At 72.5% G+C, this 21,769-nt stretch carries 15 protein-coding genes and 1 pseudogene; 13 read left to right on the plus strand and 3 right to left on the minus strand.

The features are described from left to right. Nucleotides 1-487 precede the first annotated feature (487 nt). Nucleotides 488-1,462, plus strand: coding sequence for a phosphotransferase family protein (locus ACGF13_RS20115; protein ID WP_392876859.1), 975 nt, complete (start codon nucleotides 488-490; stop codon nucleotides 1,460-1,462). An 872-nt stretch (nucleotides 1,463-2,334) separates the two neighbouring features. Here ACGF13_RS20115 and ACGF13_RS20120 read toward each other — a convergent pair. Next, on the minus strand, nucleotides 2,335-3,108 hold the full coding sequence (locus tag ACGF13_RS20120; protein ID WP_392876862.1) for an SDR family oxidoreductase: 774 nt from the start codon (nucleotides 3,106-3,108) through the stop codon (nucleotides 2,335-2,337). 215 nt (nucleotides 3,109-3,323) lie between these two features. Here ACGF13_RS20120 and ACGF13_RS20125 point away from each other — a divergent pair, with 215 nt between their 5' ends. Then, the gene (locus tag ACGF13_RS20125) at nucleotides 3,324-4,676 is read left to right on the plus strand and encodes an NF041680 family putative transposase (protein ID WP_392876865.1); all 1,353 of its coding nucleotides are present in this window, start codon (nucleotides 3,324-3,326) and stop codon (nucleotides 4,674-4,676) included. Here ACGF13_RS20125 and ACGF13_RS20130 read toward each other — a convergent pair. Further along, nucleotides 4,640-6,586, minus strand: a complete 1,947-nt coding sequence (locus ACGF13_RS20130; RefSeq protein WP_392876868.1) for a carboxylesterase/lipase family protein — start codon at nucleotides 6,584-6,586, stop codon at nucleotides 4,640-4,642. The genes ACGF13_RS20125 and ACGF13_RS20130 overlap by 37 nt on opposite strands. Before the next feature lie 880 nt (nucleotides 6,587-7,466). On the opposite strand from ACGF13_RS20130, the gene ACGF13_RS20135 reads away from it, so the two are divergent. Beyond that, the gene (locus ACGF13_RS20135; RefSeq protein WP_392876871.1) at nucleotides 7,467-7,907 is read left to right on the plus strand and encodes a hypothetical protein; all 441 of its coding nucleotides are present in this window, start codon (nucleotides 7,467-7,469) and stop codon (nucleotides 7,905-7,907) included. Here ACGF13_RS20135 and ACGF13_RS20140 read toward each other — a convergent pair. Further along, nucleotides 7,879-8,388 (minus strand): hypothetical protein, encoded by a 510-nt coding sequence (locus tag ACGF13_RS20140; RefSeq protein WP_392876874.1) that lies wholly within the window; start codon nucleotides 8,386-8,388, stop codon nucleotides 7,879-7,881. The genes ACGF13_RS20135 and ACGF13_RS20140 overlap by 29 nt on opposite strands. Nucleotides 8,389-8,773: 385 nt before the next feature. On the opposite strand from ACGF13_RS20140, the pseudogene ACGF13_RS20145 reads away from it, so the two are divergent. The 10 genes and pseudogenes from ACGF13_RS20145 to ACGF13_RS20190 all read left to right on the plus strand — a co-directional run. Further along, a pseudogene (locus ACGF13_RS20145) lies at nucleotides 8,774-9,379 on the plus strand (transposase); the annotation flags it as partial. 42 nt (nucleotides 9,380-9,421) lie between these two features. Next, nucleotides 9,422-10,405, plus strand: a complete 984-nt coding sequence (locus ACGF13_RS20150; protein WP_392876877.1) for a GNAT family N-acetyltransferase — start codon at nucleotides 9,422-9,424, stop codon at nucleotides 10,403-10,405. A 436-nt stretch (nucleotides 10,406-10,841) separates the two neighbouring features. Next, the gene (locus ACGF13_RS20155; RefSeq protein ID WP_392876879.1) at nucleotides 10,842-12,338 is read left to right on the plus strand and encodes a GNAT family N-acetyltransferase; all 1,497 of its coding nucleotides are present in this window, start codon (nucleotides 10,842-10,844) and stop codon (nucleotides 12,336-12,338) included. Between the two features lie 85 nt (nucleotides 12,339-12,423). Next, nucleotides 12,424-13,626: a protein-L-isoaspartate O-methyltransferase gene (locus ACGF13_RS20160; RefSeq protein WP_392876882.1), complete on the plus strand. Its 1,203-nt coding sequence runs from the start codon at nucleotides 12,424-12,426 to the stop codon at nucleotides 13,624-13,626. A 217-nt stretch (nucleotides 13,627-13,843) separates the two neighbouring features. Next, on the plus strand, nucleotides 13,844-15,802 hold the full coding sequence (locus ACGF13_RS20165) for an ATP-binding cassette domain-containing protein (RefSeq protein WP_392876885.1): 1,959 nt from the start codon (nucleotides 13,844-13,846) through the stop codon (nucleotides 15,800-15,802). A 94-nt stretch (nucleotides 15,803-15,896) separates the two neighbouring features. Then, nucleotides 15,897-16,478: an NUDIX domain-containing protein gene (locus ACGF13_RS20170; protein WP_392876887.1), complete on the plus strand. Its 582-nt coding sequence runs from the start codon at nucleotides 15,897-15,899 to the stop codon at nucleotides 16,476-16,478. Between the two features lie 29 nt (nucleotides 16,479-16,507). Next, complete coding sequence (locus tag ACGF13_RS20175; protein WP_392876890.1) at nucleotides 16,508-17,164, plus strand: isochorismatase family protein; 657 nt, start codon at nucleotides 16,508-16,510, stop codon at nucleotides 17,162-17,164. Nucleotides 17,165-17,228: 64 nt separating this feature from the next. Further along, nucleotides 17,229-18,593: an NUDIX domain-containing protein gene (locus ACGF13_RS20180; RefSeq protein ID WP_392876892.1), complete on the plus strand. Its 1,365-nt coding sequence runs from the start codon at nucleotides 17,229-17,231 to the stop codon at nucleotides 18,591-18,593. A 3-nt stretch (nucleotides 18,594-18,596) separates the two neighbouring features. Further along, nucleotides 18,597-20,324, plus strand: coding sequence for a phosphotransferase (locus ACGF13_RS20185; RefSeq protein WP_392876895.1), 1,728 nt, complete (start codon nucleotides 18,597-18,599; stop codon nucleotides 20,322-20,324). Nucleotides 20,325-20,359: 35 nt separating this feature from the next. After that, nucleotides 20,360-21,769, plus strand: a 1,410-nt coding sequence (locus ACGF13_RS20190; RefSeq protein WP_392876897.1) for an NUDIX domain-containing protein, incomplete at its 3' end; no start/stop codon positions are given.

Here is a 21,769-nt window from a genome sequence, read left to right on the forward strand (position 1 = left end):
GCGGCAGGCCGGGGACCGGGCGGGTCCAGGTGGAGGCCGGGTACGGCGGACCGGGGACCGGGTACGGCGGGCCGGGGACCGGGTACGGCGGGCCGAGTGGGCGCGTACGGCAGACCGGGGACCCGGGTCCGGGCGGGCCGGGCCCGGCGGGCCCGGGTCCGGGGTCCGGGTGCGGCGGACCGGGTGGGCACGTACGGCAGGCCAGGGACCGGGCAGGGGCCCCGGCAGGCCGGGGGCCGGGCGGGGGCCAGGGCCCGGGGCCCGGGCGAAGCCGGGTACGGCGGGCCGAGTGGGCGCGTACGGCAGACCGGGGGCCGGCGCGGGCGTGCGGCGGGCCGGGGACCGGGCGGGTCCAGGTGGAGGCCGGGTACGGCGGACCGGGGTCCGGGTACGGCGGGCCGGGGTCCGGGTACGGCGGACCGGGTACGGCGGGCCGGGGGCCGGGCGGGTCCGCCGCGTCCGTCCGGCCGGCCGGGGCGTAGGCTCGGTGTCCGTGACCGAGGGTGGGGACTGGGGCCAGGGATGGGACGCCACGCGCCGGTGGGTCGAGGGGCACCTCGCACCCGGTGAGCGCATCGGCGCGGTCAGCGCGCTGAAGGGCGGGTGGACCTCACGGATGCGCCGCCTGGACGTGGAACGCCCCGGCGGGGCCGACCCGTACGCGCTGGTACTGCGCTCCTTCGTCAAACCGTTCTACCGCCGCCACGCCCCGGCACTGCTGGCCCGCGAGGCGGGCGTGCTGCGCCTGCTGGAGGGCAGCGGCGTCCCGGCGGCGCGACTGGTCGCCGTGGACGCGCAGGGGGCGGTGTGCGAGCACCCGTCACTGGTGATGACCCACCTGCCCGGCACCGTACGCGTGGCCCAGGACCGGGACCGGGCGGCACGCGCGGACCTGCTGGCCGCACAACTCGCCGCCGTACACGCCCTGCCCGTCACCGAACGGGACCGGCCGCGCACCTGGCAGCCGTGGACGGCACCCGAACGCGTCACCGTACCCCCCGACACGGCACGCCCCGCACTGTGGGCCCGGGCGATCGAGGTGATCCGCCACCCCGCGCCCGCACACCGGCCGTGCTTCCTGCACCGCGACTTCCACCCCGGCAACGTACTGTTCACCGGCCACGGCCCGGACCTGAAGGTCAGCGCGGTCGTCGACTGGGTCGAAACCTCCTGGGGACCGGCCGATCTGGACGTCGCCCACTGCTCCACCGCACTGGCCCTGCTCCACGGCCCCGAAACAGCCCTGGCCTTCCCCGACCGCTACACCGCCGCCGGCGGCCGCACCCTCGCCACCGGCCCCACCCACCTCTACTGGCGACTCCTAGACGCCCTCGCCTTCGCCCCCGACGCCCGCAAAGTCGCCGAACCCTGGCACGACCTCGGCCGCACCGACCTCACCCCCACCCTCCTGACCACCCGCCTCGAAAACTACCTCCAAGCCCTCCTCGACCACCACACCTGAACACCCCCCCCGGCCAGGCCACCACCACACAACGCGACCACCCCGCCACCAACACCGCCCCCCGCCTCACCCGCCCCGCGGATCCCGATCCCGACCAACCACGCAGACGACGACCCCTCGCACATCCCGCCACCAACCCGGATCCCACCACCGACAGCCGCGACAATCCCCCGCAACCCGCCCCACCCACCCCCAGGCCACGCACGACCCCCGGCACCAGCACCAGCACCAGCACCAGCACCACGGAACCGCGTCTCGAACAACTCACACACCACGCCGCAACGGCACGGCTCCCCACCCGCCCAGCGCAAGGCCGCCGAGGACTCGTGACCCCGACACGACCCCACACTCCCCACACGACCGAACACCTGGGCCGACAAGATCCTCAACGCACCCGACCAGCAGAACCCCGTCCTCACAAACGCCACCACCCCGAACACGCCGACCCCCTCCCCGCCCGCCCGCCCGCCACCGGCCCCGAACAGCCGTGACCGTCGAAACCCGAACCGGCGAACCACCCCAAGCCCACCCTCCCTCAAGGGACCTGACCCCGACACCCGAGTCAGCACCAGGATCACCACCGCCCTCCTGCTCACCCCCGGCAACGGCACCGGCTCCCCCACCGCCGCCCACCCGGCCCCCACACCGGCCCGACACCGACAACGAAGCCCTTCGGCGCCCTCCATCCGCAGCGAACCACACCCCAAGGACCAGCAACCAGCAACCGGCTCCCGGCTCCCGGCTCCCGGCTCCCGGCTCCCGGGGCGAGCCCTACCCCTCTCCGCGCACACCGCCCCCGAGCAGGGAACGCCGTAATACCCGGGGCCCGGACCGTGGCCGGCCCGGGCCCCGCGATCTCCCCGCTCAGCGGGTCAACTGGGCTGACCAGTGGGCATGATCGTGACCTGCTGGAGGTTCACCCGCGCCGGCAGCGCGGCCAGGAAACCGATGGTCTCGGCGATGTCCTGCGGCGTGAGGCACTCCGTCGTCTCCTTGGCGCTCGCCAGCCACTGCAGCGCCGCCTCGTCCGTCACATGGTTCTGAATCTCGGTGCCGACGATGCCCGGCTCCAGCGCCGACACCCGTACCTTCTTCGCGCCCAGCTCCGCCCGCAGATGACGCGAGAGGTGGCTCACGTACGCCTTGGTGGCGGCGTAGACGGCGAAGTGGGGGTAGATGTTCTGCGCCGCGATCGAGGAGGTGTTGATCAGATCGGCCACCCCGCGCTCGGCGGCCGCCTTCACCAACTGCGGGGTGAACGCCCCGATGACGTTCATCAGCCCGGTGATGTTGACATCGATCTCCCGCTGCCACTGATCGACGGCCGCCTCGATCGGGGCTGGCAGCCCAACCCCCGCGTTGTTGAACACCAGGTCGGTGGTGCCCAGCTCGGCCGCCACCCGGTCGGCGGCCGCGCGCACCGCCGCGGCATCGGTCACATCGACGGCCAGCGCCAGAGCGGTGCCGCCGCCGCGCTCGATCCGGGCGACCAGCCCGTCCAGTCGATCCGCGCGCCGGGCCAGCACGGCGACCCGAGCACCCAGGCGCGCCAAGTGCTCGGCCGAGGCCTCGCCGATACCGCTGGAGGCGCCGGTGACCACCGCCACGCGGCCGGTCAGGGGCTTGACAAGGGGGTCCGTGGACATACGCCACACCGTCCGATCCGAATTCCGAAGGAAGCTCCCTCTGGACACCACACTTCCAGCACACCATCCCCGAGCCCCCGCCGACCGTTCCGCCCGGCCAAGCTCCGACAGATATCGACAGAGCCACCCGGCCGGCCCACACCGGGGGCATGGACCGCAGCGGCGGCTCGCCGACCACCTGCGCGCCGCCGGTGACGAGACCGTCCGCCAGACGCATGGACTTGTACGCCGCGATGCCCCGCCGTGCGGACGCCCTGTTCGACCTGGCCGACGCCTTGCTGTGTGCCGACGGTCCGGTCCGCGCCCTGGTCGAGCTGGCCCTGGAGCCCGAGCACCGCCGCGCGCACAACTCCCTCTACGCGGCCCTGAACCGCGGAGACCTCGACGCTGACCGCCTGCGGAGCGCGATCGCGGCCCGCAGCGTGCCGCGCGGCCCGGGCGGACGGATCGTGCTCGCCGTCGACGTGTCCGCCTGGCTTCGCCCGGACGCCAACACCAGCGACGGCCGCTCCTTCTGCCACACGTACGGCCGGCGCGAGAACACGCACGAGATGGTGCCCGGCTGGCCGTACTCCTTCGTCGCCGCGCTGGAGTCGGGCTCGACCTCGTGGACAGCACTGCTGGACGCGAAGCGTCTGGAACCCGGCGCGGACACGGCGGCCGTCACCGCCAGCCAGCTGCGCGAGGTGCTGCACGGCATCCTCGACGCCGGCCACTGGAAGCCGGGCGACCCACCGCTGCTGGTCGTGGCGGACGCCGGCTATGACGGCCCGCGACTTGCCTACCTCCTGCAGGACCTGCCGGTCCAGATCGTGGTGCGAATGCGCTCCGACCGCGTCTTCTTCAACCCCGTGCCCGACGACTACCGGGTGGGCCCCAAAGGCGGCAAACCCCGCAGCCACGGAGCCCGGTTCGCGCTGGCCGACCCCGAGACCCGGCGCGATCCCGACAGCGACAGCAAGCACACCACCCGCCGCTACGGCACCGCCCGCGTCCGCGCCTGGCACCGTCTGCACCCCCGCGTCTGGCGACGCTCCGCCTGGAGCGACCGCCAGGGCCAACTCCCCACCATCGAGGGGACCCTGATCCGCCTCGACGTCGACCACCTGCCCTCCGGCGGCACCCCCAAGCCGGTCTGGCTGTGGTTCTCCGACCCCGCCCCCTGCAACGCGGACACCGACACCGCCTGGCACGCGTTCCTGCGGCGCTTCGACCTCGAGCACACCTTCCGCTTCCTCAAGCAGACCCTCGGCTGGACCCGCCCGAAGCTGCGCGAACCCGCCGCGGCCGACCGCTGGACCCACCTCGTCCTGGCCGCCCACACCCAACTCCGCCTCGCCAGAACCCTGTCCGCAGACCTCCGCCGCCCCTGGGAACGACCTCAGCCCGCCGAGCGCCTCACCCCCGCCCGGGTCCAGCGCGGATTCCGCAACATCCGCACGCACCTGCCCTGCCCAGCGGCCGTTGCGAGACCCTCCCGGCCCGGCCCCGGGCGCCCACCCGGCCGACCCAACCGCCGCCGAGCCCCCATCTACGACGTCGGACTCGCCCTGGTCACCAACCAGTAGCGAACAGGCAGGCGAGAACCCGAACGCCACAGAAGATGATCAATGGAGGTAAAACGACAAGCTGAGGCGTATGAGGTCTTGCTTGTCTTCTGCGCCGCCCCTTTTGCGGCTTCTTGGGCGCGGACTGCGGTCAGGTAGGCGAGGGCGGCCATCGACGGGGTGATGTGCGGTACCAGGCCCGGTAGAGCCGGACCTGGTAGTGGTTCAGGCCGCGTTCGAGTGCCGTCCGACGGCCGCGAAGTGCCGGATGGTCGCCGGGTCCGCCGGCTCGTACGGACGCCAGTGGTCCACGGCGGGTCGGCCGGTGGCCACGAACGTCCCGGCCGCACGGGAGAAGTCGCGGGCGAGCACGCGGGCCCCGGCGGTTGGCTCGCCGAGCATGGGGCTGCCGAGAAAGGCGTCGAGGTGGTTGAAGAAGAACGGGAGGTCGGCGGTGTGCGGTGTGCCCAGTCGGTCGGGGTCGGTACCGGCGTGTAGTCGAACTGGTAGAGGTGGACGGGGTTGCGTGCTGCGGCGTGGTGGTCCGCGATGGCGAGCGCGCCGTCGCGGAACTGGATGTCGGTGTCGACCTCGGTGAGGATCTCGGCCGGTGTCGCACCCGGGTGCAGGGCGGCGGCGTGGTCGAAGCGCTCGGCACCGTCGGCGGCCAGTCTGCCGGCGACCGCGCGGGCCTGAGCGGCGGTCAAGGCCTGGACGACCGGGTCGAGGGCGAAGAGCGCCGACATCTCGTTCCGGGTCATCCCGATCAGGAGTCGCTTGCCGTCGAGGCGTCCGTCGGCCAGTGCCTGGTTCAACGCCTGGGGCATGCCGAAGGAGCCGAGGACGGGGTACATCGCCGGAACGAGGCTGCCCAGGACGGAGACCTCCTGGAAGAGCTGCTGGAAGGCGTCGATGAGCTGCTCGACCGGGACGGCGCGTAGCGCGGCGACGGGATCCGGTTTGCCTGTCAGGCCGAGGATATCGAGGTAGCGCCGGGCGTTGTCGACCGCGTCCTCGGGGCGTTGAGGGGGCACTGCCCAGATGCCGCTCTGGGCGATGACCTGATGGAACAGCGGGCCGGTGACCGGGGAGAGGGCGTGGTAGAGGGCGGCGTTCGCGCCGGCGGACTGGCCTCCGACCGTGAGGTTGCCGGGGTCTCCCCCGAAGGCGGCGATGTTGCGGCGGACCCAGGAGATGACGGCCGTCTGGTCCTGTACACCGAGGTTCTCGACGCCGGCCTCCGGGAGGTAGATGTAGCCGAGGGCGCCGAGGCGGTAGTTGGCGGAGACCACCACGATGTCGCCGGCGGCGGCCAGGTGCAGGCCGTCGTACCAGTTCCAACCGGCGGATCCGGTGGTGAACCCGGTGCCGTGGATCCAGAGCAGCACCGGACGGGGGCGCCGGTCGGACCCGTGGTGGGGCAAGTGGGTCGTCCACACATTGACGGTGAGACAGCCGTCCTCGTTCCAGTCGGGCTTGCGGTACCCCATCACCGGCGCCAACCGGTTCGGCCCCTGAGGGACGGACGGGCCGGGGTAGGTGGCCTCCCGCACGCCCGACCACGTCGGAGGCCGCTGGGGCGCGGCGAAGCGCAATTCGGCCACTGGAGAGGCCGCGTAGGGGATGCCGCGGAAGGCGGCGACGCCGTCCTCGACGGCGCCCTGGACACGGCCGGACTCGGTGCCGACCACGGGACGATCGATATCGATCACGGGTTTCACCTTCTTGGTCGGAGCGAGGTCGCCCCGACTCTGCGGCCGGGTGGCGGGACGGTCCGGGAAGGCGGTACGGGTTTCGCGATGCGCGCCGGAAGGCAAGGGGACTCCGATGAGGGCACGACACTCACCGGACAGAACCGAGCGGCGGATCCGCACCGACCCCGCGGCCTCGCGAAGGGCGCTCTGCCGGACGATCGCGAGCGTTCGGGCCACCTCCGAGCCTACGATCGCGCGCCGGGCGACGCCACTCCCGGACCACCGGGACGCCGGGCTGCGGCCACTGTCCGCGACGGCGACTCTGGGCACCGGTCCGGCGGTCCGGCGGCCGGCGTACACCGAGCGGGCCGGGTGGACGCCGTAGGCGTGACCTGGGGGCTGAGGGAGTACATGCCAGATGCCGAAGTGCCGTACGCGGCCTACCGGCCCGCGCTGGATTCCCGTCCGCTTCCCGTCACCGCGGAGCTGTCCGAGGCGTCCGTCGGTGACGTCGATCGGCTGGCGCCCTCTGGCACGACAGCAAAAGATCCTGGAACAACCCCAGCGGAACATCGGCCGCGAAGATCTGACCCAACCGAAGCCTGCGCACGCGGGTATTACGGGCCTGCCGCGATGTGCGCTCGACAGGCCGACGCCCGCCTGCCCCCTCATGGCAGACCTGTCGAAAACCCCCTGATCGTCGATGAGGCAGGTCGCGAATGGGGAGCAGGCAGCGGTGCGATCTCCGACATCGGCCTCGACAACATCAGCCGCGTCCACCACCGACAGAACCTCCTTTGGGGGCGATCACCATGCGCCCCGCACGCTCTGCCGCCACACCCACCGCTCCCGCAATTCTAGACACGCCATCACCACTTGGTTCGAGGAGGAGCCCATGGCACAGCGTCCCAAGCGGGGCAGAGTGTATCGGCGGTGCGGGTGCAAGGACGGCACCAGCGGGAAGCAGTTGGGCTCGTGGTGCCCGCAACTGGCCGCCGACACCACGCATGGCCGGTGGACGTACGCGGTGGACCTGGCGCCGCGGGACGGCAAGCGCCGAACCCGGAGGCGGGGCGGGTTCGCTACCCGGGCGGGGGCTACCAAGGAGATGGCGCGGGTGCTGGATGCCGAGTATCGGGGTGTGTACGAGGAGCGCAACCTGCGGGTCGGTGTCTTCCTGTACGCGTGGCTGGAGTCGAAGCGGCTGGCCCTGGCTCCCAACACCTGGGCGGGTTACCGGGCGTGCATCGAGCGCGACCTGGTCCCCGCGTTCGGCGGCATGCTGCTCGTCGATCTGCGGCCCCGGCACGTCGACGCCTGGGTGGGCGCGCAGCTCGCGTCAGGCCGCCGAAGCAGCACCGTTCACCACGCGGTGGCCATGCTGCGCAACGCGCTCAACAGCGCGGTTCGTTCGTGGCGGCTGCGCTACAACCCGGCCGAGCACTCCGTGCCGCCCAAGCCCCGTGCCGCCGTGCGCACCTGCTGGTCCCCGATCGGGCGGCGGCGTTCCTGCGCCACAACGCCGATTCCTACCCCTGGATGTCCGTGGCAATGCTGAAGCACTTGTGCTCCGCGAGTTCCGTGCGGGGACGGTGGGGATCACCGCGCCGCAGCACCCACAGCACCACGGCACCCAGCGCCAGGGCGGCCGCCCACGCGGCCCACCGGTCGGGCAGCAGCACCCGCAGCAGGCCGAACCGTTCGAGGTGCCCCTGCTCGTACCCCTCCTCCCGCAGGTACCCGGGCAGGTAGCCCAGGACGCCGACGCCGGAGACGGCGACGTACGGGAGGTAGGCCGCCGCGAAGGTCCCGAGGGCCGCCGAGAGCACCAGCAGGTCACCCTTCGTCGGCCGCCGGGCCAGCAGCCCGGACGCCGCCCCGGGCAGGGCGAGCGCCGGCAGCAGCTTGGTCGCGACCGCTGCCCCGAGCAGGGCGCCCCCGACACCGGCCCGGCGTCTGGCCGTGCAGCCCAACCCGGCCACCATGAGGAGCGCGCCGAGGGTGTCCACGTGCGCGTCGTTGACCGCCCACACCGTCACGCCCGGGCACCACCCCCACAGCGCCGCCCGCCTGCGCGCCGCGCACGCCCCCGCCGAAGGGGTGCGCGGCGAGGAACCAGGCCTCGGCGACGGGCGGGTAGATGGTGTGCACGGCGGGCCGGTTGATCCGGGTGCAGTCCCCGGCGGCGGTGCGCCGCTCGTCCCAGGTCGCACAGCCGTCGCCGGCCGGGAACAGGCCCTCGTCGCGCAGCCGGGCCAGCGTCGGGTCGTCCGGGGTGTGCGCGTACCGGGAGATGCCGGCCGCCTGGACCCGGCCGTCCCACACGTACCGGTAGGCGTCGTCGCTGGTGCGCGGCGGCGCCAGCAGCCCGACCGCGGCGGCCAGGACGCTGCCGGCCAGCACGAGCGGCGCCACCCGGCGGTCTCGGAGTCATGGGCGAGCCTGCTGCGGGACTGCCAGCGGCGTGGCATGCGCGCTCCCGTCCTTGCCCTCGCCGACGGAGCCCTGAGCTTCTGGAACGCGTTGAACGAGGTCTTCCCCGAAACCCGCCACCAAAGGTGCTGGGTTCACAAAACGGCCAACTGCCTCGACAGCCTCCCGAAGTCAGCTCAGCCCGCGGCGAAGAAGGCCATCCAGGACGTGTACAACGCAGAGGACAAGGAGCACGCAGCCGCCGCGGTCAAGGCGTTCGCCAAGCAGTACGGCGCGAGGTTCCCCAAGGCCGTAAAGAAGATCGTCGATGACGAGGATGAACTGCTGGCGTTCTACGACTTCCCCGCCGAGCACTGGATCCACCTGCGAACAACCAACCCCATCGAGTCGACCTTCGCGACCGTCCGTCTGCGGACCAAGGTCACCAAGGGCGCCGGCTCCCGGGCCGCCGCCCTGGCGATGGTGTTCAAGCTCGTCGAGTCAGCCCTGGCCCGCTGGCGAGCCGTGAATGCACCCCACCTCGTTGCCCTCGTCCGTGCCGGGGCCCGCTTTGAACGCGGCCAGCTCGTTGAACGGCCGCAGTCGACGGTGGCGTGAATAGGGTGGCGGACCTGCCTCGAAGTTCGAGACCATCCGGTCATGTCGGATGGCATGGCAGGACAGGACCTTCCGGTCGGCTTCGGGTTCCGGCCGTATGGCGGCGACGAAGACCACGGCGCCATGGCCGCAGTGCGGCTGGGTTGTGCTGAACAGGATCGAGTCGATGCCCATTCGGTTGTGGAAGGGCTCCCGACAGCGAACGAGATCGCCGAAGCCTCCGCCAAGCTGGAGGAGCCGTCCAAGAACCAGATCCTGGTGGTGCTCGACGGGGTCGTCGTCGGCTACTCGACGATCCGGTGGTGGCAAGAGCGGGACGATACGTGGCTATACCTGCACCGAGGTCACCTTTTGCCCGAGCATCGCGGTCAGGGCATCGGCTCAGCCATGCTGTGCTGGGCCGAAGAACGGATTCGCCAGCTCGTCAAACAGCATGGCACGGCGCGGACGGCAGTGGTCGGTGCGAACGCCATGGTCTCCGAGCAGGACGCCACGGCACTTCTGCGCGCAGCCGGCTATCGACGTGTCTTCAGCCTGGTTGAGCTGGAGCTGGGCGATCTGCAGCAGGTGCCCGAGCCGGGCGGCGAACTGCCAGCCGGGATACGGACAGGGCCTATCGGGACAAGCCATTACCGTGCAGCCTGGAGGATGGTCTTCGATTCGTACGCGGACACCAGTTTCGCTCAGAGATGGCCTTTCCAGGAATTCGTCGACACCGCCGATCCGGCATGCTGGAGGGCTGCCTGGAACGGGAAGGACATGGTCGGTGTCGCCCTCTGCTCCATCCGTCGTCACGACCCTACGGTGGGCGAGGTGGAAGAGCTGAGTGTCCGGACGGACCAGCGACGCCTCGGAATCGGCCGGGTCCTGCTGCTGGACGGGCTGCGGAGCCTTCGCGAGCAGGGTGCAACGACCGCCCGGCTGTTCACTGGCACGGCAAATCCGCACCGGTCCTACGACCTTTACGAGAGTGTGGGGTTCCGGCGGCAGAACGAGTACGTCCGTTACCGTAAGTCGCTTGCTTGATCGACCCGTCATTGGACTGCCAGGTCAGTCCACAGGATTTGACAATGCCTCCCTCGTACCACTGAACACCTGTGAGCCACTGGTGCACACCTCGGTCCGCCAGCCGACACACCGACCTGTCCCCCTGATGAGGGATTCCTCACTGAGCCGCCGCTCTCAGACCGCCTCCACCGCTACGGTGGTCCGATGCGGCCAACCTACCTTCAAATAAAGGATGTTGAGCCCTCATCGGGCGAGCCGGTTGGGCAGTGCCTATCGCCACCGACGTCAACCTGAGTCTCCAGGGCTTCGAACTCAAACATCGGACCGCCACCACCGACCAGCACGGCCGACACCCCATGTGGCCGTGGGCCGTGCGGCGCACCGTCCGGCTGCTTTGTGTCTTGGTCAGACAGCTCCACCAGCACCCGCACCCATGTCACGCGAGGAGCGCCGCTTGCCACCGTCAGCCGCCGCGATCCGCACCACCGCTTTGGGATACCTGGAACGTCACCCCGACGAGCGCCCTGCGCTGCTTCCTCTGCTCGCGCTGCTGGACAGCGCCACTGAGCCGACCAACCGTGCGACGCTGCCAGCGCACGTCACATGCAGCTCAGTCGTCATCGGCCCCGACAAGCGTGTTCTGCACATCCGTCACCGGGCGACGGGCCTGACGCTTGCCCCTGGCGGGCACGTCGAGGCCGGCGATTCGAGCCTGCTCGATGCTGCGGTGCGGGAGGTGCGCGAGGAGGCCGGCCTCGCTCCGGGCGAGCTGTGCCTGACCCCGCAGCTTCTCGGTGCCGCGCTCGACATCGACGTCAACGAGATCGACGCCAACCCGGCCGAGGGGGAACCGGCGCACCGGCACTACGACGTCCGGTTCGCGTTCTACCTCGCGGCCGGGCGGCCGCCAGTCGTCGAGCCGCGGACCGATGAGGTTTCGGGAGCCGAGTGGCGGTCCTTCGAGCAGGTCAGCTCACCCTCGCTGCGGGCCAAACTGCTCGCGGCCGACCTCGACGGGCAGGTCCAGCCGGTGAACGCCTCCGTGGTGATTCACGACGGCCGGGGCCGCTATCTCCTGCACTTGCGGGACGACTTCCCGGGGATCTGGGCGCCGGGCGAGTTCAGCCTGCTCGGCGGCGGCCGCGAGCCGCAGGACCTCACGCTGGAGGACACGCTGCGCCGCGAACTCGCCGAGGAGGCCCCCGGCCTCGAACTCGGCGCACTGGAGCCGTTCGCAGTGGAGCAGGCCACCGGCGCCGACGGCCTGTGTGTGCCCGTCCAGATCTACACCGCCCGCTGGGTCGGCAACCCGGATGCGGTGGGCCTGACCGAAGGCGTCCTGCTGCGCTGGTTCACCCCGGACATGCTGCACCGGCTGCGGCTGCGCACTTCGACGCGCGACCTGCTGCTCGCCCACGCCGCACAGACCCAGGGCAGCCTGGCCGTCCGACCACCCGCACCGCGCCCACCCCACCCACCGGAACCACCCGCCGGGGCAGGCCTGCGGCGGGCGGTGCCGTCGGACGCGGCTGAACTGACCCGGCTGCGCCTGGTCATGCTCGCTTCCGCCGGCAGCTTCCCGCCGGATTCCTGGACCGCCGAGTGCGAGCGGTGGTTCACCGACCGCCTCGCCGACGACGAGCGGTTCGCCGCGTTCGTCATCGACGACGGCACCCGCCTGCTGTCCTGCGCCGTGGGCCAGTACACCGACCGCATGCCCAGGCCTGGACAGGGCCCGTACGTCGGGCACATCTCCTCCGTCGCGACCGACCCCGCCCACCGCCACCAGGGCCACGCCAGGCGGGTCGTCGCGGCAGTGCACGAGTGGCTCACCGCCCACGGCTGCGGATACATCAGCCTCACCGCGTCCCCGGACGCGGAGGACCTGTACCGCTCGCTCGGCTACCGGGACCACGTGGGCCCGACACCGCTGGCCTGGAGCGCCCGATGACCGACCAGCCACCGCTCGACCTGCTCGCCGAAGCCAGGGCCGCCGGGCGTCCCTGACCATCGCCACACCATGGAAGGAGACCCAGGTGAGTGTTACTCCGAGAAGCACAGCAGCAGACCTGCACACCATCGAGAGGCCGTCGGTGGGAGCGGATGCTGCTGCCGCGGACGCGGTGCCGAGCGGCTACGCGCTCGCCTTGGCCGCCGAGCCGGGAGTACACGATCCGGCGGTCGTCGCAGCGCTGGTAGCCGTGCCGCGCCACCGCCTCATCCCGCGCGCCTACCTGCCGCTGGACGAGCAGCGGCCGACGACGCGCTGGCGGCTGCTGGACGCGGGCGTCGACCGGGCCGCATTCCGAGCGCTCGTCTACTCCATGGACCAGGTGGTCGTCCGGCTCGCCGATCAGTCGGCCGCCGAGCACACGGTCGGTGCCGTCTACACCGGCCGGCCCTGCGCCCAGAGCTCCGGTGCCGGGCTCCTGGCCCGCACCCTGGAGGATCTGCGAGTTCGCGACGGGGACCGGTTCCTCGAACTGGGCGCGTGCACGGGCTACCTTGCAGCGGCCGCACACCGCCTGACCGGGCGCCAGGTCACCGGCGTCGAGTGCGACCGCGACCTGGTGCGCCAGGCCACGCCCAGGCTCCGGGAGATCGGCGCCGACGTGCGGCTGCTGGCGCGCGACGCGCTGCGCGGCCTGCCCGACGGCACCTGGGACAAGATCGCCTCCGGTTTCGCCGTGCCCGCCGTCCCGCCGGGCTGGCTGCGCCGTCTGGCGCCGGGCGGCGTGCTGCGCACGACCATCAACACCGGCGCGCCCGGCTGGCACGCCACCGCCCTGATCGAACGCGACAGGGGCGGGGCCTCCGCGGGCACGCTGACGGCCGACCTGTGGGGGCATGTCCCGGCCCGAGGCGCCGGCTGGCTGCCGGTGCCCGAGCAACGCTCGGTCGGTGGTGCGACGCGCACGGCCGTTCTGCCGCCGCCCCCGCACACCGAGCGCGGATTCTGGGTCGCGGTCGGCCACTTGCTGCCCGGGGTGCGCCGCCATTGGGGCCCGGCCGCGGGCGAGGACGTGGTGCTCGTCGGTGCCGACGGGTCGTGCGCCCGTATCGCCCCGGACGGCGCCACCGTCATCGAGTGGGGCCCGCGCGCCCTGTGGCGGCTCGCCGAGGACGTCCACGAGCGCTGGACCGCTGCCGGACGCCCGGACGCCTACCGGCTGGAGCTGACCGACCAGGAGCAGCGCGTCATCGGCGGCCCGGGTCTGCACTGGGCACTGCCGCGATGACCGCGACCTCACCATCGTGCCGCGGCTGTCCCACGAGGCTCCCGCGGCCGCGCCGTTGCGCCGCGGCCGCGGGAGCCCGGTGCGCCCGGCCGCCACCCAAACCGGCCCGCACCGCGCCGTCCTGCCCGTGCCCTTCAACGAGATTCGGAGACGCCCAGTGATCCGGCCACGCCGCAAACCCCGACCCGATGTCCAGCCCTCGGCCGGTGAGCGCACCTTGTTCGGGGCCAGGTTCGGCTACGACTTCGGGTTCACCCGGCACGAGAGCGCCACCGCCGACGCCACGCTGCGCCGGGTCGCCCGGCAGATCCCGGCCATGCTGCTCCTCGCCTGGCGCCTGGGCTGGCGGGCCGACCGGCGGGCCCTGGTCGGCGTGGTGTGCGCCGAGGCCGGGCGTGCTGTCTTCGCCGCAGTTGCGCTGGTGGCGACCAACCGGGTGCTGACCCAGTTGCTGGCCGGCGGCAGCGTCACGCAGAGCCTGCGCCACGCGCTGGTTCCGCTGTTGGTCGCGGGTGCAGCCACCGGCGCGGCGAGCTGGCTGTCCTCGGCCTCCACCTGGGCGGCAGCGGTCCTGGAGCCCCAGGTCGAGCGGATCACCACCCTGACGCTGCTGCGGCACGCCGACTCGGTCGAGCTCGCCGCCCTGGAGGACGCGGAGTTCGCGCGGACCCTGGAGAGCGCGCGCTTCGGTGCGGACTCGGTGCGGCGCCTGATCAGCGAGGCCGTCTCCGTGCTCGGTGCCGTGCTGACCATGACGGCCACCGCTGGGGTGCTCCTGTCCCTGAACGTGGCGTTGCTGCCGATGCTGGTGCTGATCGCACTACCCCGGGCCTGGGGGGCAGTGCGCACGGCCCGGCGCCGGCACGCCTCGGTGATGGCCTGGCTCCAGCACGCCCGCGCCTCCAGCCTGATCTGCCAGCAGGTCACCTCCCCGCAGAACGCGGCAGAACTGCGGGTCCACGGGGTGGGCCAGTGGCTGCTGGAGTGCTACGAGGGCATGGCGCGTACCTCCGAGCGGGAGCGCCGGCGCCTGGCCGGTGCCGCGGCTGCGACGTCGGCCGGTGCCTCCGCCGCGTCGGGCGCCGCGTCGCTGCTCACGTTCGCACTCCTGGGCTGGCTCGTGCTCACCCACCGGCTGCCGATGGCCGGCGCGGTCACCGTCATCGTCGGCATCCGCAGCGGCGCCGCCACCGTCGGCACCCTGCTGACCGGCGTGAACCGCATGTTCGAGGAGTCGCTGTACGTACGGGACCTCGAGCGGCTCGGTACGGCCGCCGGCGAGCGGGCCATCCCCGTCGGGGGCGCGGACCTGCCGGTGCGGCCGGCCGAGATCCGCCTGGAGAAGGTGACGTTCACCTACCCCGGCCGCACCTCACCGTCCTTGAACAGCGTGTCCCTGGTCATCCCCCGCGGCAAGGTCGTGGCCCTGGTCGGCGTCAACGGCGCCGGGAAGAGCACGCTGGCCAAGCTCCTCGTCGGCCTCTACCAGCCCGACGAGGGACGGATCCTGTGGGACGACGTGGACACCCGTACCGCCGACCGCCGTCAGCTGTTCTCCTCCTGTGTCCTGTTCGCCCAGGACTTCGTCCGCTGGCCCTTCACCATCCGGGCCAACACCACGGCCGGGCGCCCCGAACACGCCGAGGACGGCCGGGCCCTCCAGGACGCGGCCGACTTCGCCGGCCTCGAAACCCTGCTGAGCGAGCAGCCGAACGGCTGGGACACGATGGCGGCCAAGGGCTTCATCGGAGGCGTTCAGCTGTCGGGCGGCCAGTGGCAGGGTGTCGGAACGGCCCGCGCGGCCTTCCGGTTCTCCACCGCAGGCCCCGGCGCGAGACCGCCGCACCTGGTGATCGCCGACGAGCCGACCTCCGCGCTCGACCCGGCCGCCGAGATCGCCGCCTTCGACCGCATCCGCTCGCTCGCCACGCAGGGCATGACGGTGGTCCTGATCACCCACCGCCTGGCCGCCAGCGCCGCCGCCGACCTGATCTACGTCCTCGACGGCGGCGAACTCGTCGAACAGGGCACGCACGACCAGCTCATGGACAACGAGCCGGAACCGGACCGGCCCGGGCACGGGAGCTACCGGGCGGCATATCTGCTCCAGGCCCGCCAGTACGGCACCACCTCGCTGCCCGGACAGCGCCACCCCCACACCACCGACCGGACGTAACCGCCCGACAGAGCCGGCCGGCCGAGGCCACTGCCGGACCCGACCGTCGCCTTCCACCGCCCACCACCACCCGCCGACCCGAAGGAGTCCGTCCGTGAGCCAGCCCTCCGTCACCCGTCAGCCCGCCGTCCCGCAGCCGTGGCAACACCATGACCGCGCCACCCTGCTCGACACCGGTTCGTACCTGATCCACCGCGACACCGTGACCCAGCCCGATGGCACCAAGAGCAGCTTCGAGTTCCACCAGGCCCGCGTCGACGGCGCCCTGACGATCGCCCTCGACGACCGGGGCCGCATCGCCATGGTCCGCTACCGCAGCTACGTCCACGGCGAGGTCCTCACCCCGCCCGGCGGCAGCCTCGATGCGGGCGAGGACCCGCTCGACGCCGCCCGGCGCGAGCTCAAGGAGGAGACGGGCATCACGGCCGCCGCCTGGAGCCGGCTCGGCGAGATCGCCCTGATGACCAAGTGCACGGCCAGGCTCCACATGTTCATCGCCCGGGATCTGACGACCGGCGAGCAGAAGCTGACCGGCACCGAGACGGGCATGACCGTGGAGTGGTGGCCGCTGGAGGAGGCGGTGGCCGCCGCGATGGACGGCAGGCTCCTGCTCTCCGGCGCCGCCGTGTCGGTCCTCATGGCCGCCAACGCCATCCACTCCAAGGAGCGCGCATAAACGCCCCACCGCCGACCGGAGCCCCTGCCATGCTGCACGCCTGGTCGATCCCTCAGCGCGAGTACGACCGCCAGGAGCAGCGCCGTGGCCGCCGTCACGCCTACACCCGGCTTGACCCGGTGCGCACCGCCCTGGTGGTGGTCGACATGGTGCCGTTCTTCGACGGGCCGTACGCGCGCGGGGTGATCCCGCAGATCGAGCGACTGGCGGGCGCCCTGCAGGAAGCCGGCGGCCTTGTGGCCTGGGTGCTGCCCGGCCCCGGCGGGCCGAGTGCGGCCCGCGAGGAGTTCTACGGATCCCGGGTCGCGGAGCTGTACCGGGCCTCCGGTGGCAGCGGTCCGCTCGCCGGGCGCCTGTGGCCGCAGCTCACCGTGGACGAAGGCCGCGACCTCCTCGTGGAGAAGGCCGTCTCCAGCGCCTTCTTCCCCGGCTTCTGCCCGCTGCCCGACCTGCTGGCCGAGCGAGGCATCGACACCGTGCTGGTCTGCGGCGTCGTGACCGACGTGTGCGTGGCCGGATCGGCGCGCGACGCCTCCACCCTGGGCCTGCGGGTGATCGTGGTGGCCGACGGCACCGCCGCCGGCAGCGACGAGGTCCACAACGCCGCCCTGCGGACCCTGTACCGGTCCTTCGCCGACGTACGCCCGACCGTCAAGGTCCTCGATCTGATCGAGGCGGGCCGGTGATCACGCCCCTGAACCGTCACCATGACGGCCGCCACCCGGAACCCACTGAGTGAGGACACGTACCTTGATCGACTTTGACGCCCTGGTTCGCCAGGCCCGCGAGGACGGCATCGAGAAGTTCGCCGCCGGCGTCGTCGTCTTCGACGAGGACGACCGGACGCTCCTGCTGCGCCGCAAGCCGGACGACGTCCTGCCCGGGATCTGGGACTACCCGGGCGGCGGCCTCGACAGCGGTGAGAACCCGCGCGCCGGTGCGCTCCGGGAGCTGTGCGAGGAGTCCGGCATCCGCCCCGAGGCGATCACCTACGTGCGCTGCCTCGACTTCACCGACACCGTCGGCCGCCGCGTCCGTCAGTTCGTCTTCACCGCCACGGTACCGGTCGGCACACCAGTCGCCCTGTCAGAGCACGACGCCTTCGTCTGGGCGGACCTCGACGACCTACCCGAGGTCAGCGACGGCCAGGCCGGAGTGCTGGGGTACCTCCGCGAGCGGCGGCGCCGACCGGACTGGCGGCCCATCGAGGAGTACGCCGGGTCGATCGCCAACGCCACCATGTACGGGGCGTTCTACTTCACCGACACCGACGGCCGGCCGCTCGGACTGCTCTCGGCCCTCCGACCCGGCCTGTGGCAGTTCCCCGGCGGAGACACCGACCGCGGGGAGAGCCCGTTCGACACGGCGCTGCGCGAGACCCGGGAGGAGACCGGTCTTGACCTGCGGATCGAGAACCCCGAGGCCGTCGCCCGCCGACAACTGCTGGCCGTGATCCACCTCGACCCCACGCCCGAGTGGCCCTTCCCCAAGACCGGGTACGTCTTCTGGGGAGGCGAGCTGACCGGCGAACAGCTGTCCCGGATCCGCCTCACCCACGAGCACTCGCGATGGCGCACCGAGACGCTGCGCGGCTGGCGCGAGCACATGCGGCCGTCGGAGTACCTGCGGCTGATGCAGATCGACCGGGCCCGGCGCAGCGCCTGCCCCCTCTACCTGGACGGCCCGGCCCGGCACGCGGTCGACCACCACGGAGCGCCCCGTGACTTCGAGGGGATCGTCGTGTTCGTCACCACCCCGGACGGCCGGCTGCTGATGAACCTGCGCGACGACCGGCCGGACATCGCGTGGCCGGGGCACTGGACGCCGATCGGTGGCTGGCGTGAGGGCAACGAGACCGCGTTCGAGACCGCCGCCCGCGAGGTGCGGGAGGAGACCGGTGTCGACGTGCGCAGCCTGCGGGTCGTCCCCGGCCCGCGACACGAACTGGTCTCCGAGTACACCGTGGCCCTGCACGGCACCTGCGAGGGCAACGACAGCACCCTCGTCCTCGGCGAGGGCCAGGCCAACCGGTTCGTCCCGCTGGAGGAGATCGACAAGCTGACCGGCCCCACCCCTCCGTACCTCGAACACTACCTGCGGCTGATCGGAGACTGACCGGTGGAGCTCAGCGACATCACCCAGCGGGCCATGCACGTCCACAGCCTCTACGACCAGCTCAACCTGGCCAGGCAGGGCCGCCCCTGGTCGAGGCACGACTTCGTGCTCGGCTTCGTCGGCGACGTCGGTGACCTCGCGAAACTCACCCAGGCCGCCGACGGCAGCCGGCCCGCACCCCCGGGGCCCGGCCTCGGACACGAACTGGCGGACTGCCTGTGGTCCGTCGTCGTGATCGCCGAGCTCTACGGCGTCGACCTCGAAACCGCCTTCACCACCACCATGCGGCAGCTGGAGGAGTCCATCACCGGCTCACAACCCACAGGTCCCCTCGGCGACGAGAAGATCCCCGCGCCGACCCGCCACCAGGAGCCCGTCGACGTCCACCTCATTCTGCGCCGGGACGGCGCCACAGGCCCCGAGGTGCTGCTCTCCCGCCGCGCCGGACAGGTCTACGCATCAGGCCTGCTGCACCTTCCAAGCGGACACCTCGACGGACCTCATGAAGATGCCGTCCAGGCACTGATCCGCGAGGCGAAGGAGGAGACCGGCGTCACCATCGACCCGGCCGACGTCCGCCACGCCGTCACCGTGCACCACCGAAACCCGGCCGGCAGCGCCCGGATCGGTCTCTTCTTCGAGGTCCGGCACTGGCACGGCAAACCCCGCACCATGGAACCGGCCGTCTGCGACGCGATGGACTTCTACCCGCTCGCCAACCTGCCGTCCCCGATGGTGGCCTACTGCCGGGCCGGACTGGACGCCTACCGGGAGAGCCGCCCGTTCGCCGTCCACTTCCAACAGCCCGGCGACCTGATCGCCTTCGATCCGGCAGCGGACCGCCTTCACCCGGTGCCCTCCATCGATGCGGCGCCAGGCGCCCCCGGCCAGGAGGTGCAGGAGCTCACCGAGCAAGCGGTTGGGCGCATCAGTGCCTGGACGGATGCCTCCTGGCTCCGGGAGGGCAGCCGCGTGTGGCATGCCCGCGGCGCCGAGGGCGGCGAGTGGTTCGTGAAGGTCCACCAGAGCAACCGATTCCACCTCCGGGAGGTCGACGCCTACCGGACCTGGGTACCAGCCCTCGGCTCGGCCGCGCCCCGCCTGGTGGCCACCGACCCGGGGCTTCGGGCCATCGTCATCACCGCAGTGCCCGGGCGTTCCCTGCACGGCGCCGTCCACCCGCCCGAGGAGCAGCGGCGGATCTTCCACCGCATCGGGGAGCTCGCGTCCACGATCCACCACAGCGCTCCCCCGCGACCGGGCAGCGGGGCGCCGGCAGCGCTCGGGAAGGTGGAGCGGCACCTGGCCGGCGCCCGCGACCACCTCGCGCCCGGCGACGAGGACTACATCCGTGCAATGGCGAAGGAGGCCGAACACCTGCCCGCCCTCGACCTGGTGCCGACCCACGGCGACTTCCAGCTCCGGAACCTCCGGTGGGACGAGGCCACCGAGAACCTGTACGTGATCGACTTCGAACGCGCCGAACCGGGCCCCGCCGTGGGGGACTTCGTGCGCCTGTCCGACGCTTGGACCGGCCGACCGGACCTCTACGAGGCCGCGATGGCCGGCTACGGCAGGCAGCTCTCGGCGAACGAGGAGGAACACCTGGCCGTCCACCAAGTGCTCGACGCCGTCTCCGGCATCCAGTACGGCGCCGCCAACGGGGACCCCGAACTCGTGGAACGCGGCCGCCGCACCCTGGCCCGCCTGCGCGCCGGCAGCCGCCCGTGACCACCCACACCACCCACCGACCAGAGGAGCAGCACGTGGCGTATGCCCTTGAGGAATGGCAGCAGCACTACGCCGACGGCCGGGGGTTTCGGCCGCTGGGCGACGGCGAGCGGGCGCTCCTCGTCGAGCACACTCCCGCGCCCGAGGGCGGCGGGCGGGCGCTCGACGTCGGCTGCGGCACCGGGGAGTTGGCCGCCCATCTCGCGGGCCTCGGCTACGCGGTGGACGCCGTGGACTTCGCCGCGGGCGCGGTGGAGCGGGCCCGGGCCGAGTGCGGCCACATCGAAGGGGTGCGGTGGCTGCGGCTGGACATCGAACGCGACGACCCCGCCCAGCTCGGCGGCGAAGGGTACGACCTCATCGCGCTGCGCCTGATGTACCCGTTCCTGGGCGACCGCACCCGGGTGCTGCACGCCCTCGGGAAACGGCTGCGGCCCGGCGGCGCGCTCGTGGTGATCACGCCCACGGCCGAGCGCACCCCGGCCGACAAGCGGCCCATCGCCCTCGACGAGGACGAGATCGGCCTGCTCACCGCGGGGTGGGAGAAGGCACAGCGGTTGGCGGCGGACGAGTTCGCCGTCCTCGTCCTGCGCGGTCCCCGCCACGCCGGCACCAGGGCCGTCGAGAAGGGCCCGCCCACCGGCCACGCCCTCACCGGAGCCGTGGTGGTCGTCACCGACGACGCGGGCCGGGTGCTGCTGGGCCGCTCCTGCCGGAACATGTGGGAGCTGCCCGCCGGGAAGACCAGCGGCTCGGAGAGCTTCGAGGAAGCGGCGGTGCGGGAACTTGCCGAGGAGACCGGACTCGCCGCCACCACCGCGGACGCCACGGTGGTGACCATGCTCACCGACGACAGCCACGGCCTTCCGCGGCTGACCGCCGTCGTCCGCATCAGTGCCTGGACCGGGGGCCTGGCGAACCCGGAAGAACAGCTCTTCGAACGGTGGGAGTGGCACGACCTCCACGCCCTGGCCCATCTGGGCGATGTCTTCGCTCCGGCCGCGCAGGCCCTGAACGCGATCTGGCCCGGCGTCATCCCCCAGCTGCCGGCGGTCCACTCCTACCCCATCACCGCCGGCCAGCCGCCCGTGCCCGGGGAGCCTGCCGAGGCCGTCCGGCTGCGCCGGCGGATGGCCGACGCCGTCATCGCAGCCGGCTGGGCGCCCTCCGCCTCCGTCCAAGGCGCGCTGCGCACGGTGCCCCGCCACCGGTTCGCGCCCGAGAAGAACCTCGCGACCGCCTACGACGACGACCTGGCCGTCGCCACCCGCTGGGACGAGAACGGCCGGACGACCAGCTCGGTGTCCGCGGCGGCGGCCCTTCGCGCTCCAGGCTGGCGACCCGTTGCGGGGCCCCCCCCCGGGGGCCCCCGCCGGGGGGGCGGGCCGGGGGGCCCCCCCCCCGGGGGGGCGCCCCCCCCCCGGGGGGGGGCCCCCCCACCCGCG

The organism is Kitasatospora sp. NPDC048286 (assembly GCF_043201735.1).
GTDB lineage: Bacteria > Actinomycetota > Actinomycetes > Streptomycetales > Streptomycetaceae > Kitasatospora.